Origin of the sequence: Peptoniphilus genitalis (assembly GCF_023614525.1) — a bacterium.
GTDB classification, from domain to species: domain Bacteria; phylum Bacillota; class Clostridia; order Tissierellales; family Peptoniphilaceae; genus Peptoniphilus_A; species Peptoniphilus_A genitalis.
Window position 1 is genome coordinate 876969 of the sequence record NZ_CP097885.1, and the last position, 13254, is coordinate 890222.

The window sequence follows — 13254 nt, forward strand, 5'->3', positions numbered from 1 at the left end:
TAAAAATAATTTTATAAACCGTTAAAGGACTTAAGATAACTTAAGTCCTTTAAAAATTAAAAATTTTTGCAAAATAAAAAAGCCATTCCCATGAATGACTTTGCTTTGGTGGAGGCGGTGGGAGTCGAACCCACGTCCGAAGACCCCTTACAGAAAGATTCTCCGAGTGCAGACTCCTCTTTAATTTTCCCCTGTACTACTAGAGTGTCAAACTCATACAGGGTATCGCCATAAACCCCCTCTGCTATGGCGCCTCACAGAGTTCGTTTGCCCGCTAATTTGAAACCCGGTTACAGATCGCGGTGTCTGGCCGGATTGCTACCTAATTAGGCAGCTAGTGCGAAATTATTTTCGTCGTTTATTTTTTAATAGACCATTTTAACGTTGTGTGATCCATCAACGACTCGCTACTTTAAGCTCAAAATCCCCGTCGAAACCATTTTCGCCCCCATATTTACTTAGACTAAAATTATACTAGATGGCCTGGTCTTTGTCAATTTCAAGGGCTCTTGGTCTCCTTCTCTTCCTCTTCTTCTCGGCAAATTTATATCTTAGAACTTTCTCCCAGATTAGGTAACCAATAAGGGCTCCAAATACATTTAATATTAAGTCATCTATGTCCACTGACCTTCCTATAAAAAATTGAATAAATTCTACAAAGAAGGATGCTGCTATGGACCCGCCTAAAATTTTTAATAACTTTCTAAACTTTGGAAAAATTTCTGGCAGCAAAATTCCAAAGGGAATAAAAATTATTATATTGCCAAAAATATTTATAAGTGTGTGAAGGAAGCCTGAGTATTTTATATAGTTTGTCATAGTCCTAAAGGGAACCAGGTTAACTCCCCATGCTCCTGATGTTATTCTGTCTTTAAAGTTGCCAACGAAGTCAAAGTTTTCATTGGTAAGGTTTATGCCAGAGCTTGCTATGTAGGAATTAGGTGTGAAGAGCATGATAGCCAAGAAGACTAGATAGGCTACGAAAAGGCTGAGCAAAAATTCTCTAAAACCTGTGGAGTTTTTCTTTCTGTGGGCGAAAAATTTTACTCTTATAAGAGAGAAGCCCACAAAGCTAATTATAAAGGCAGGAATTATTCTTGCCGCAAAAAATAAAAACAATCTCATAACTTTTTCAATTCTATTAATTTTCTTGCAGAATATTTATTTTCTTCAACAATTGTTGCCCAAGTGTCCTTGGAATTTTCGTCATAGATTCCAATCCCTATGAGGCCTGCTCTCTTAGCTGTCCTTAAGGCAAGATAGGAGTCGTCAACTAAAAAGATTTCTTCTGGATCTTCTCCAAGGTCATCTGCAATTGAAAGATAGAATTCTTCTTCTCCCTTTAGGTGTCCCACTGAATCAGCTGTGTAGAGTCCGTCAATAAACTTATCTATGCCATACTTTTCTATAACTATATTGGCAAAGTGATCAGCAGTTGATGTTCCTATTACAACCTTCATCCCCTTGTCCTTAAAATATTTTAAAATTTCAAGAGAGCCTTCCTTAGCTTCAACCTTATTCCTGTAAAAATCTTCAACAGTCCTGCTAAAATCTCTAAAGAGTTCTTCAAAACTTTCTTCTAATTTATAGTAGTCCTTCATGTATTTTAAGGATGCGTCCAAGTTCATGGTTGTCATCTTGTGCTGAACTGCATCTTCTATATCTATTCCCTTGGTCTTCATGAAGTCGCGAGAAACACTTCTCCAATAGCCCATAGAGTCAACTAGGGTTCCGTCTAAATCAAAAATAATAGCCTTCATGTTCCCTCCTTTTTCCATAACAATACTATTTTATTTGTATTTTTAATAGATTTCAAGTATAATGAATTAGATAGCTTACAAATAAGTAAATTTATTTTAAAAAAGCTTTGACAAATATTTTTTCCATGTTATAATAGTATTTGTTCGAAAATAGAATATAAGATTTTCACTTTTGTGAATCTGTCGTCGGGGTGTAGCGCAGTTTGGTAGCGCACGTGGTTTGGGACCATGGGGCCGGGGGTTCGAATCCTCTCACCCCGACCATTTTTTTATTTGAAGGTTTATACCTTCTTTTTTTTTTGCAATTTTATTCTTCAAATTTGAATGACCTTGCACTATCCAAAATATTTTTAACTTGTCCTTATTTAGTCTTGGACTTATAATTGGAATAAGATTAAGTATAATAAGATGAACTTATTAGATTGGTCTGGAAAGTTTGACTTACCTTAGGAGATTTTATGAATTTTATATTTAGAGACAAGGCTCTCGATTTTTTAAAAAAGAAAAATATAGAAAAAATTTTTGTCAATCCCGATGTTGATGCAAAGGCATCTTGCTGCTCACTTGCTGTCTTTGATTTGGATATTTCTACAAGGGATAGTGAAGACACAGGCAGGTACAAGGAAGTAAGGGTCTCTGGCATTTCTATTTTTTACAATCCAACTCTTGACCTCTTCTTCAAGGGCCGTGAAGACACAGAAATAATTATTTCTGCAATAGGTCTTGGAAGTTTTAAAAAATTGTATGTGGAGAACGAAATAAATTCAATTGAAAGATGATAAAGGCTGCAGAAAAATCTGCAGTCTTTTTTATTTGAAATCTCTAATCTAATAGAACTTAATAAACTTTTAGGGCTTTATTAAAGTTTATAAGCTTGTAGAAACTTACAAACTAACAGGACTTTAGAAACTCGTAGAACTTTATAAGCTCATAGATTTTTATAAACTCATAAAACTTCATTAACTTGTAAAAATTATCCTTTAATCAATATATTACTAGCAAATTCAAAACTATAAAGTCGCAAATTCTTATATAATAAACTTCATCAAGCTATATATAACTTTTAAATTCCTTAGCTTAACAAAATTAATTTTTATTTTCATTTTTCATCATTTTTATAAATTTTGTAGACTTTAACTTTCGAATATTTATCTTTAGGTCTAATTTAAATAAACTTTTGTAAAATTCGTAAAAATTTTTCACAAAAACTTTTTAAAAAAGTCCTCTCAAAGCCACTCTCAAACCGCAATTTCTTGTAATTGAGAGGCTCTTCCCCTATAATCTTATTGGAAATAATAAAAGTAAGGGGAGGAATTTATGTTACTATTTATTATTGGAATTATTATTTTATTTGTTGGAGGATTTTTCTATTCAAAATATGTAGAGAAACAACTTCAACCCGACGATAGACCAACTCCAGCAGTAAAAAAAGCTGACGGAGTAGACTATGTAGTTATGAGCGAAAAGAAAAACTGGCTTATCAACCTACTTAATATTGCAGGAACTGGACCTATCCTTGGACCTATTCAAGGTATTTTATTTGGACCTATTGCCTTCTTGGCAATCCCACTAGGTTGTGTATTCGCAGGAGCAGTCCACGATTACATGACTGGCTTTATCTCTATGAGAAATGGTGGATCACAAGTTCCAAAGCTTGTTGGTAAATACATTGGCGATGGAGTTCGTAAGTTTTATAACATCGTCATCGCAATCCTACTTCTCTTAACTGGTGTAGTTTTTGTTTACACTCCAGGAGATTTAATTGCCAACGACGTCCTAAAGGTTGGAGTAGATTCCAATGTAATTTGGATTATCTACGCAGTTATCTTTACCTACTACATCCTTTCAACTGTACTTCCTATTGACAAGTTAATTGGAAGAATTTATCCACTCTTTGGTGCCTTCTTAATTATCTCTGCAATTGGAGTATTTATTGGAATTTTTGTAAAGGGTTCTGGGGACCTAGCCTTTGCTAATGCAGGACTTCTTGCTGAGCACCCACTTGGTCAAAAGTTTATCCCATCCTTCTTCATCACAGTTGCTTGTGGTATCCTATCAGGATTCCACGGTTCACAAGTTACTCTTGTGTCAAGAACTGTTAAATCAGAAGCTGAAGCTAAGGTGACTTTCTACTCAACTATGATTGCTGAAGGTTTCATAGCTATGGTTTGGGCAGCTGGTGCCATGGTAATCTTCTCAACAGGAAGGGCTCCACTTGACACAGCTGGAACTTTAATGGTTGGAGAAATTTCAAAGTACTTCATGGGAGACATTGGAGGACTACTTGCAGTGCTTGGTGTAATTGCACTTCCTATCACTTCTGGTGACACTGCCTTTAGATCACTAAGACTTATCATCTCTGAAGAATTAAACATAGACCAAAAGTCTGGAGCAAAAAGAGCAAGCCTCGCAGCAGTTTTATTTATACCTGCAGCAGCAATTCTCTTCTTTGCAAAGTCAAACCCAAATGGTTTTAACATGCTTTGGAGATACTTTGGATTCACAAACCAATTCGTAGCGATCTTTGCCCTAGCAGTTGCAACAATTTATCTAATCAACACTGGCAAAAATTATTTAATAACTTTGATACCAGGAGTTTTCTACACATTTATAGTTTTCTCATTTATTATAAATGTTAAGAAGCTTGGTCTAGGCTTACCATTTACAATTGCCTATCCAGCAGCTGGCATCATAGCCCTTGCCTACGCAATCTTCGTTGTTAAGACTGGTAAGAAAAATAAAACTAGGATAGAAACTACAAATTTAGAATAAGATATAGCTGGCTCCTGCCAGCTTTTTTATTTTTAATAAGAAAATTTTTTAAATCAAAGAAAAAAGGACGCCTCAGCGTCCTAAAATTTTATATATTAAATTTAATTTTAAACTTCTATCTTACCGTAGTTTCCATCTTTTCTCTTATACACAATAGAAACTCCGTCTGTATCTCCATCTAAGAAAACAAAGAAGTTGTGGTTTAGAAGATCCATTTGAAGAATTGCTTCTTCTTCATTCATTGGATTAAGTTCGAAGTTCTTTCTCTTTACGATTTTGTGTTCTGGCTCGTCCTTAGCAGCTTCCTTATCCATAAGTTCATCAAACCTAATTGTTTCGTTGTTTTGGTATCTTCTCTTTAATCTAGTCTTGTGTTTTCTAATTTGTCTAGCAAGTGCATCCACAGCGTTGTCCATTGAAGAGTACATATCATCTGTAGTTTCTTCTGCCCTAATAATTGTCTTTGGTAAAAATATTGTAGCTTCAACAGTTTGTTCATCTTTTATCGTAGAGAAAACAATCCTTGTTTCCACTTCTTCAGAAAAATATTTGTCTAACCTGGAGAATTTTTTTTCTGCAATTTCCTTCAAAGATTCTGTAAGTTCAATGTTTTTTCCAACAAAGTTCAATAACATAAATGTCACTCTCCTTTTTTCTTTGTTTAATATTTACCCATTAATTTACAAATATATCATTTTATTTAATTACTTTCCTAAACTCCCTAAATGTACTTTTAGAGCTCTTCTTGATATAATTAGCATAAATAATCGTAGAATTTAATTTTCTAAAGGTTGTGATCTTATGACAATAAAAAATAAAATTGATTACAAGTATAGAATTGGTATGCGTACCCTTAAGACTGCTCTTGCAGTTGTCATTGGTCTCTACATTTCCTACCTCTTAGATTTGGACTCAGCCATCTTTGTATCCATAGCCGCAGTGTCAACTATGAAGCCTTCGATGTCTGAGTCCCTTGAGGACTTTAAGAAGAGACTCTTTACCTGCGTCTTTGGAGTAATGGTGGGCTACTTCTTCTCAAAAATTTCTGTTGTGGAATATCTTGAGCCCCTAATAGCAGGTCTTGGAATCCTACTTACAATTTACATCTTAGTAGTTGTGAAGATGAAGGACATGACTCAGTTATCCTGCATAGTTTTTGTGGCAAGTTTTTGCTCTAACTCCGACAAGTTTTATTACGCAACAAACCGTATCATTGGTACTGTTATTGGTATCATAGTTGGAGTCTTGGTAAATTATTTTATATCCTCACCCAATGTCTGGGAAGATTTTATTCTTGCAGCGAGAAGCTGCTACAGGTCAAGCAACTTGGTCTTGAAACAAATTCTTTCTGGAGAAAAAATTGACCTAAGTGAATTTAATAGAGAACTTGCAAGTGCCACAAAGCTCTACAAACTTTTGGAGAAGGAAGCTGACACCCCCTTCCAGTACAGATACAAAAAGATTTCACGTGAGAAGAGAATTATGTCTTTAATCGAAAGCATTTCTGTTAGGCTTGAAGTCGTTGAAAATATGAATGCAGACCACTTTAGTTTTGAAGTCTCACAAGAAGCTCTAAAGAGATACGACCTAGAGGAAGAATATTCCTCCGACTTAGATGTGGAGGATAGGGTCTACAACTACCACATTGAATACATTTTAAAATACATGGACCAACTTAAGGAAGAAATCGAAAATATAAAGGTGAAATAATGAAAAAAGATAAAAAAGAAATTTTTGAAATAGCTAGAAAGCTTTTAAAAAAGTCTACAATTGGCTTTAGGAACTTCCTAAAAAGAGATGAATTCGCCCCCATGAGGGAAAACCCCTACATCATGGGTAGGAGTGACGAAGATCTTGCATCCTTTGTCTTATTTGACTTCCAAGACTTCTATCCAAATTCTGACAGAGTTCTTAGAAGTCTTTTAGAATCTCAGGGCCTTGATGAGTTTACTATAGAAAGAATGAAAAAAATCTTGAGGGACTCCTATGTTTCTCTCTTTAATATAGAAAAAAAAGATGACCACTACCTATTCTATGACTGCATCTTAGATGAATATATAGAAGTAGAACTTGATAAGGGGATTGAACTTTTCAAGAGCACTAAGGGGCTTGTTAGGGTCTTTGGCGAAGAGGAGAGAAAGATGGTCCTCCAAGTTGTACAAATGATGGACGATAAATACTTCTTCGCCTTCCAAAGCAATTTGAAAAATTTATTTGACCACATAGAAGAAGAGTTCGGTCCCTTTGAATTAAATAGGGGCTTTATAAAGAGGGACTTTTTAAATCTCCTTGCAGTCTATGAAGTGACTTATGAAAACTTAAAGGAAGAGCCCGACCTAGACGACTATGCCTATTATGAGTTTGAAGAGCTCCTAGACTCCTTTGAGCCAGAGGACCTTAGGGTTGCACAGAACCTAGACTACTACAAAAAGTTATTCCCTGGCTCCAACGAAGATATAATAATAGGATTTATTATAAGATTGTTCTCGAAGATTTACTTCAATATTCTTGCAGAAGAAGGCAAATCCTTTGGAGACTATGATCTTGACTACAAAAGGATCTTCAAGGACCTAGCTGAGTCTGGCGAGTTTTTAAATCAAGAAGAGCTAGCAAATTCTATAGACTTCCTAATTATTTTCTACTCAAAACTTGCCCTACTTGGAAGACCTGTTAGATCAATGCTAAGTGATTTAAGAGATATCCAAGAAAATATTTTTTATTATCTTGACCTCTTAAAGAATAGCCAAGATGGTTTCTATTACGATGACAACATTTTAAATATCTTGGCAAAAAATAAGAAGGCTGTCTTCTCTAACAAGTTCATAGAAAATTTCGACAACTTTATCGAGTTCTTGGATATGAATTATGTAAGTGTCTTAAAGTCTGGCGACCTTTCCCCTGCCAAGCTACGAGAGTTCGTTGACTCCCTTGGCATCAGACCTATAAAAGAGGTAAAAACCTATAAAAATTTCCACTTCCCCCTAATTGAACTCTATCTCAACTTTATGATAAAGAAATACCTAACCCTAATAGAGGGAAAAGGCGAGAAGGAAGAAATCTATCTAACAGACACAGCAGACAACTACTTGGTCTTTGACGACATTACAAAACTTGCAATCTGGATTGAAGCCTTAACTAATAAGAACTTCTTGAAGTCCTCCTTTGGCAAGAACTATGAAAAGTACAAGGCCTTTGTCATAGAATTGATAAAAGACCTAGCTGAAGACAAGACCGCGAGATTATATGAACGTGAATTTAAAAGCTTTGAGCTATCTCTAATAACTATACTCGAAGACCTTGGCATTATAAGAGGAGAAATCGCAGAAATAAAAATTACAAACTTTGGAAGAGACATCTACGACTACTTCAGGACTGAAGAAGCAAACTCCAACAACGTCATAGAAGTTGACTTCAAATAATAAATTTAGACCTGGTTAGCCAGGTCTTTTTTATTGAACTCAATTCAACAGGTGATTTTTTTAAATAGTCAAACAAAAAATTCTTTATATCCTTCTAAAGTGTTACAAATAAAAAGTTTCATAAAAACACAGAAAACCTTTACCTTAAATATTGCTATGCTATAATAAAGTAAAAGGATAGTTGTTTGATAAACTTTTATTATTTTAAAGGAGGAATAATAATGGAAACTAAAAAATTTAATTCGAAGGACATCTTGATGTTCGTTTTATATGCACTATTTGGAATTTTCATGTTCTTCGTGCCAATTAAAATTGGAGAGGCTAACACCATCCCTATTGACCACTTAACATCTTTTGTTAAGAAGGCACCAAATTATAATTTAATCTTTGGAGTTTTCATGGTAATAGCTGGCATAGTTTATGCAATTAAGACAAAGTCATGGGAAAAAAGTAAACTTCACATGGTTTTCTTCGCACTAAAATTAGTTGCCCTTGTCTTTGTGTTTATGTATTTAACAAATAAGGGACCAGCAAGAATATTTGACAAGGATATGCTTCCACTTATTTGGAATGGAATCATGGTATCTGTAACAACAATTGTGCCAATTGGTTCAGTCTTCCTTGCTTTCTTGACAGGCTTTGGACTTATGGAATTCATTGGAGTTTTCATGGAACCTGTAATGAGACCAGTATTTAAAACACCTGGTAGATCAGCAGTAGATGCCGTTGCATCCTTCGTTGGTTCTTATTCATTAGCACTTTTAATCACAAACAGAGTTTACATGGAAGACACTTACACAAAGAAGGAAGCTGCAATTATAGCAACAGGATTCTCAACAGTTTCTGCAACTTTTATGATTATCGTAGCAAAAACTCTTGACCTAATGGATTACTGGCTAGCTTACTTCTGGATTACACTTATTGTTACTTTCTTAGTAACAGCAATCACAGCAAGAATCTTCCCACTTAACAAGAAGCCACAAGAATATTATTCAGGCAAGGAATATGTACCAGAAGAAAAGAAAAAAGTTACTTTCGCTGATGCCCTTGATGCAGGTATGACAGCTTATAAAAACGCTGACTCCCTAGGAAAGGTTATAAAAGACAACTTTATCGATGGTTTTAAAATGGCGCTTAACATCGCCCCATCTCTTCTTGGCGTGGGTATGATTGGACTTTTGCTTGCAGAGTACACTCCAATCTTTGACATCATCGGTTACATCTTCTATCCATTTACACTAATCACTAAGGTGGAAGAACCACTTATGGTTGCACAAGCACTGGGAATGAGTATTGCAGAAATGCTTCTTCCAGCACCACTTGTAGCAGAAGCTGGCCTTGGTCTAATAACAAAAATGCTAGTTGCTATAGTTTCTGTATCAGAAATCCTATTCTTCTCAGCATCAATCCCTGTTATGATGGGAACAGAAATACCTCTAAAATTCTCAGATTACATTATCATCTGGATTGAAAGAGTTATTTTAAGTATAGTAATTTCAATGCCAATACTTTATCTAGTATTTAGATAATTTCTTTAATAAAATAATAGAAATGAGGGGCCCATGAGGTCCCTTTTTTATTTGTCTTTACAGAGAGTTTACAAACTCTTGTTATCATTAACTTGGTGATAGTATGAAATTTTTATTCCTAACAAAATCAATAATTTATATTAGCTTAGAATTTTTATTTGCCTATAAGTTAGAAAAATAAAATAATTTAAATCGAAAATATTTCTATCTCTTGGCAAGTTCTATAATAATCTTTGAAATAATAAAAATAAAAAATTATAATTTTGACTTTTGGGACAGGCAAGCTCTTGGATTTTTGCTTGGATATTGTCTTTACTCCTGTATAAAAACTCAAAAAAAAAGACTAGCCTGAACTAGCCTCTTATTAAAAATTATATTTTCCCTCTAAAATATCTTCTCTTAAGATTTTTATATTCTTTTCTATTTTATCTATAACTATTTTAAAATCTTCATCACTCTTCCCAGATGGGTCCTCTAATCCCCAATCCTCCTTATATTTCGCTTCTAAAAAAGGACAATATACTTCACAGCCCATTGTTATGGCAATATCAATAGGTGGTAGCTTGTCAAGAGTTTTAGACTTTTGACTTATTTCCATGTCAATATTATAAATTTCCTTCATCAACCTAGTTGCATCTTCATTTATTTTATCCTTTGTTTCTGTGCCAGCAGAATAAGATTCAAAAACATCTCCTGCCAAAAGCTTTCCTAGTGCTTCTGCAATTTGACTCCTGCAAGAGTTGTGGACACAAATAAAAGCAACTTTTGCCTTCTTCATTTTACTCCCCTCCAAATGCTTATAAATAATTTTTAAATAATCTTATAACTTTTAAGGAAAAAATTTCCTAGTATTATTTGCAACATTAACAAGAAATAACATGACAGGAACCTCTGTCAGAACCCCAACAGTGCATGCAAGAGATGCCGCTGAACCTACACCAAATAGTGCAACAGCAACTGCCACCGCTAACTCAAAAAAGTTTGAAGCTCCAATTAATCCCGCAGGTGCAGCTATCTTAAAAGGTAATTTTAAGAATTTAGATGCTAAATAAGCAATTGTAAATATAAAAATTGTCTGCAATATTAAAGGTATCCCAATTAAAATAATGTGAACTGGGTTTTCAACAATTACATCTGCTTGAGAAGAAAAAATTAGGACAAGTGTAAGTAGGAGACCAATAGTTGTTATTCCGTCAAATTTATTGACAAATTCTTCTTCAAAATAATCTTTTCCTTTTTTCCCTACAACGTATTTTCTTGTAACAACACCTGCAAGTAAGGGCACTGCAACAAATAGCAAGACACTTACAAGCAAGGTCTTATAGGGAACAATTACATTAGAAACTCCAAGCAAAAATTTCACTATAGGAATAAATGCAACAAGTATAATTAAATCATTTGTGGCAACTTGCACAACAGTGTAGGCTGGGTCTCCCTTAGTAAGGGTGCTCCAAACGAATACCATGGCAGTACATGGGGCTGCCCCAAGCAAAACTGCTCCAGCAAGATAGTCCTTGGCAAGATCTTCTGGAATCAAATTTTTAAATATTATAAAGAAAAATAAGTAAGAAATCCCAAACATAGTAAAGGGTTTAATAAGCCAATTAGTAACCCATGTTACAAATAAACCTTTGGGGTTTTTCCCAACTTCTTTTATACTTTCAAAATCTACCTTTATCATCATGGGATAAATCATTATCCAAATAAGGATTGCTATGGGAACAGAAATACCCTCAACTTGTAGACTGGATACAAAGCTTGTCATTTGCGGAAAAAATTTCCCCAAAAAAATCCCAACTCCCATGCATAGCAATACCCATAAGGTCAAATACCTTTGAAAAAAATTAATATCTTCTCTTTCTCTCTTCATCTCTTTCCCCCTAATTTTTATAAAAACTATTCTTGAGTCTTGCAAATACAATCTTCAGTATTTGTAGATATCTCATCAATAAAATTTTTTACATCCTTTAAACTATCTTCTTTAAGCTTGTAATAAATATTTTTCCCATCTCTTCTAGACTCTACAAAATTAGCTTCCTCCAACTTTTTCATATGACTTGAAAGAGTTGGCTGACTTATATGAAAATATTCTAAAATTTCGCAGGCACACAAGTCTCTACAAGACAAAAGGTCTATAATTTGAAGTCTCTTTGGTTCACACAAAATCTTTATTTTTTTAGAAAACTCAATATATTTATCCATATTTTCATTTAACACAAGCCCACCTCCCTAAATATTATACATAACACATTGATGTGTGTCTATGTGTTATGTAAAAAATAAAATTTTAAAAGCCTTTAAATAAAAAAAAGACTAGCCTGAGCTAGTCTCTATAACTTAAATATTTTAGTAAGCTTAATCGTAATGCGTGTCAAGAGTCTTTAAAAGTTTTTCAATTTCACTCTTATCAGCCTTTATAAACTTTATCTTTTTAGGATGTGCCACAATATTCTTAACTTCCTTTAACATTTCAGGAGCAGTACCTTGATAGTGAAGTGGAAGCATAAAATAATTAAAAGTTCCATCGAAGTTTAAATAATAATCAAAGTGTTCAAGCCCTGCCATACATGGACCAGAATTAAGACCCAAGAGTTCTCTTTTAAACTTCTCGTCCTTTTCATAATCATCAAAGCCTGACATAGATTCACCTCTTTCAATTACACCTATTCCAAGACCATCCTTTCTAGGATTTAAATATGGATTCTTATTTAATTCAGGTTCAAAAAATTGTCCAGCTTTTGCAAAAGATAACCAGGCAAGACATCCTTCAACCTCACCATTCTTGTATCCCTTGAAAACTTTTGAAGGCATTTCTCTCATTCTTTTTTCATAATTAGACTTTTCTTCATCAGACTTACCTGCCATGTCCTTATTGTAAAGATAGTCAAGTCCAAGTGGGTCCAAGACTTCCTTCTTTTCTTCTTTTATCTTATTAGTGTCATAGCCTTCGCCAATTACAACAACCCTCTTGTCTTTGTCCCAGTCAACTCTTTCTCCAAAGGCTTCAGCAATTGCCCTTAGGGGCACAAAAGTCCTGTCGTCCTTGATGCGAGGTGCCACATCTAGCTTAATAGTGTTGCCATTTCCACCAGCAAAATTTTCTATTTCCTTCTTATCAATAGTTAAATAAAGAACACCGCCATAACCGTCACTGATTTGCACGCTCCTGTTGGCTTCATCCCAAAGGACCTTCTTGCCAAGATTTTCTGAAATCACCCTAAGAGGCACCATAGTCCTCTCTTGATAAATGTAAGGAGCCACATCAGACTTGATAAGATTGCCCTTCATCCAAATCCTAATATTAGAATTTGCAGTGACAAAAGTTGGGATAGCAAGAGCCAAGATTGACGCTCCCAAAATAAATTTCTTCTTCATAAAATCCTCCTTATTTTAAAATTCTAAAATATTCCGCTAATATGTCTCTTTAGTATGATTATACATTAAATAAATTAAATTTAAATTAAAATCTAGGATTTAAAATTTCCGATTAAATATTTCCAATAAAAAAACTGCTGGGTTACTACCCAACAGTTTAAATCATATTAGTCAGCGCTATATGGAAGAAGTGCAATTTGTCTTGCTCTCTTGATAGCTACTGTCATTTCTCTTTGATGTTTAGCGTTTAAGCCAGTGATTCTTCTTGGAAGAATCTTTCCACGGTCAGAAATGTAATTTCTTAGTGTTTCAACATCTTTATAGTCAATTTTTTTAGTCTTATCTTTTTCAAAAGGATCTACTTTTTTCCTTCTGCCAAATCTTCTTTGCATTTTTACC

Annotated in this window: 13 protein-coding genes, 1 tRNA gene and 1 other RNA gene; 6 read left to right on the forward strand and 9 right to left on the reverse strand. The window is 34.4% G+C overall.

Annotation, left to right across the window (positions count from 1 at the left end; all coding sequences use genetic code 11):
* Positions 1-106 precede the first annotated feature (106 nt).
* The 3 genes from ssrA to M9426_RS04210 form a co-directional block, all read right to left on the reverse strand.
* Positions 107-450: a transfer-messenger RNA gene (ssrA, locus tag M9426_RS04200) on the reverse strand.
* A gap of 24 nt (positions 451-474) precedes the next feature.
* Entirely contained in the window at positions 475-1125 is a 651-nt protein-coding gene (locus M9426_RS04205) for a VanZ family protein (RefSeq protein ID WP_250342564.1), read from the reverse strand.
* Complete coding sequence (locus M9426_RS04210; RefSeq protein WP_250342565.1) at positions 1122-1760, reverse strand: HAD family hydrolase; 639 nt, start codon at positions 1758-1760, stop codon at positions 1122-1124. The genes M9426_RS04205 and M9426_RS04210 overlap by 4 nt, the downstream gene beginning before the upstream one ends.
* A 187-nt stretch (positions 1761-1947) precedes the next feature.
* On the opposite strand from M9426_RS04210, the gene M9426_RS04215 reads away from it, so the two are divergent.
* The 3 genes from M9426_RS04215 (at position 1948) to M9426_RS04225 (ending at position 4532) form a co-directional block, all read left to right on the forward strand.
* Positions 1948-2024 (forward strand) — tRNA-Pro (locus tag M9426_RS04215).
* Between the two features lie 194 nt (positions 2025-2218).
* Positions 2219-2539, forward strand: a complete 321-nt coding sequence (locus M9426_RS04220) for a CC/Se motif containing family (RefSeq protein WP_250342566.1) — start codon at positions 2219-2221, stop codon at positions 2537-2539.
* A gap of 538 nt (positions 2540-3077) precedes the next feature.
* The gene (locus M9426_RS04225; RefSeq protein ID WP_250342567.1) at positions 3078-4532 is read left to right on the forward strand and encodes a carbon starvation CstA family protein; all 1455 of its coding nucleotides are present in this window, start codon (positions 3078-3080) and stop codon (positions 4530-4532) included.
* A 107-nt stretch (positions 4533-4639) separates the two neighbouring features.
* On the opposite strand, the gene hpf is transcribed toward M9426_RS04225, so the two are convergent.
* A complete protein-coding gene (hpf, locus tag M9426_RS04230; protein WP_005957025.1) occupies positions 4640-5167 on the reverse strand; it encodes a ribosome hibernation-promoting factor, HPF/YfiA family in 528 nt (175 codons plus the stop codon).
* Between the two features lie 166 nt (positions 5168-5333).
* On the opposite strand from hpf, the gene M9426_RS04235 reads away from it, so the two are divergent.
* The 3 genes from M9426_RS04235 (at position 5334) to M9426_RS04245 (ending at position 9480) form a co-directional block, all read left to right on the forward strand.
* Positions 5334-6242, forward strand: a complete 909-nt coding sequence (locus M9426_RS04235) for an FUSC family protein (protein ID WP_250342568.1) — start codon at positions 5334-5336, stop codon at positions 6240-6242.
* Positions 6242-7951, forward strand: coding sequence for a hypothetical protein (locus M9426_RS04240; protein WP_250342569.1), 1710 nt, complete (start codon positions 6242-6244; stop codon positions 7949-7951). Before M9426_RS04235 ends, M9426_RS04240 begins: the two co-directional genes overlap by 1 nt.
* Before the next feature lie 221 nt (positions 7952-8172).
* A complete protein-coding gene (locus tag M9426_RS04245) occupies positions 8173-9480 on the forward strand; it encodes a YjiH family protein (protein WP_250342570.1) in 1308 nt (435 codons plus the stop codon).
* 364 nt (positions 9481-9844) lie between these two features.
* Here the strand turns inward: M9426_RS04245 and M9426_RS04250 are convergent, their stop codons facing one another.
* The 5 genes from M9426_RS04250 to rpsR all read right to left on the reverse strand — a co-directional run bounded on the left by M9426_RS04250 (position 9845) and on the right by rpsR (position 13247).
* The gene (locus tag M9426_RS04250) at positions 9845-10258 is read right to left on the reverse strand and encodes an arsenate reductase ArsC (protein ID WP_250342571.1); all 414 of its coding nucleotides are present in this window, start codon (positions 10256-10258) and stop codon (positions 9845-9847) included.
* 51 nt (positions 10259-10309) lie between these two features.
* A complete protein-coding gene (gene arsB / locus M9426_RS04255; RefSeq protein WP_195444581.1) occupies positions 10310-11350 on the reverse strand; it encodes an ACR3 family arsenite efflux transporter in 1041 nt (346 codons plus the stop codon).
* 26 nt (positions 11351-11376) lie between these two features.
* Positions 11377-11697 carry an ArsR/SmtB family transcription factor gene (locus tag M9426_RS04260; protein WP_250342572.1) on the reverse strand — a complete coding sequence of 107 codons (321 nt, stop codon included), beginning with the start codon at positions 11695-11697 and terminating at the stop codon, positions 11377-11379.
* A 138-nt stretch (positions 11698-11835) separates the two neighbouring features.
* Positions 11836-12855, reverse strand: a complete 1020-nt coding sequence (locus M9426_RS04265) for a copper amine oxidase N-terminal domain-containing protein (RefSeq protein WP_250342573.1) — start codon at positions 12853-12855, stop codon at positions 11836-11838.
* 167 nt (positions 12856-13022) lie between these two features.
* A complete protein-coding gene (gene rpsR / locus M9426_RS04270; RefSeq protein ID WP_005957053.1) occupies positions 13023-13247 on the reverse strand; it encodes a 30S ribosomal protein S18 in 225 nt (74 codons plus the stop codon).
* Positions 13248-13254: the final 7 nt, after the last annotated feature.

Coding starts and splice junctions, on each gene's coding strand:
- arsB (WP_195444581.1), bottom strand. CDS start 11,350: ATGAAGAGAGAAAGAGAAGATATTAATTTTTTTCAAAGGTATTTGACC.
- M9426_RS04265 (WP_250342573.1), bottom strand. CDS start 12,855: ATGAAGAAGAAATTTATTTTGGGAGCGTCAATCTTGGCTCTTGCTATC.
- M9426_RS04210 (WP_250342565.1), bottom strand. CDS start 1,760: ATGAAGGCTATTATTTTTGATTTAGACGGAACCCTAGTTGACTCTATG.
- M9426_RS04235 (WP_250342568.1), top strand. CDS start 5,334: ATGACAATAAAAAATAAAATTGATTACAAGTATAGAATTGGTATGCGT.
- M9426_RS04240 (WP_250342569.1), top strand. CDS start 6,242: ATGAAAAAAGATAAAAAAGAAATTTTTGAAATAGCTAGAAAGCTTTTA.
- rpsR (WP_005957053.1), bottom strand. CDS start 13,247: ATGCAAAGAAGATTTGGCAGAAGGAAAAAAGTAGATCCTTTTGAAAAA.
- M9426_RS04225 (WP_250342567.1), top strand. CDS start 3,078: ATGTTACTATTTATTATTGGAATTATTATTTTATTTGTTGGAGGATTT.
- M9426_RS04205 (WP_250342564.1), bottom strand. CDS start 1,125: ATGAGATTGTTTTTATTTTTTGCGGCAAGAATAATTCCTGCCTTTATA.
- M9426_RS04245 (WP_250342570.1), top strand. CDS start 8,173: ATGGAAACTAAAAAATTTAATTCGAAGGACATCTTGATGTTCGTTTTA.
- hpf (WP_005957025.1), bottom strand. CDS start 5,167: ATGTTATTGAACTTTGTTGGAAAAAACATTGAACTTACAGAATCTTTG.
- M9426_RS04220 (WP_250342566.1), top strand. CDS start 2,219: ATGAATTTTATATTTAGAGACAAGGCTCTCGATTTTTTAAAAAAGAAA.
- M9426_RS04250 (WP_250342571.1), bottom strand. CDS start 10,258: ATGAAGAAGGCAAAAGTTGCTTTTATTTGTGTCCACAACTCTTGCAGG.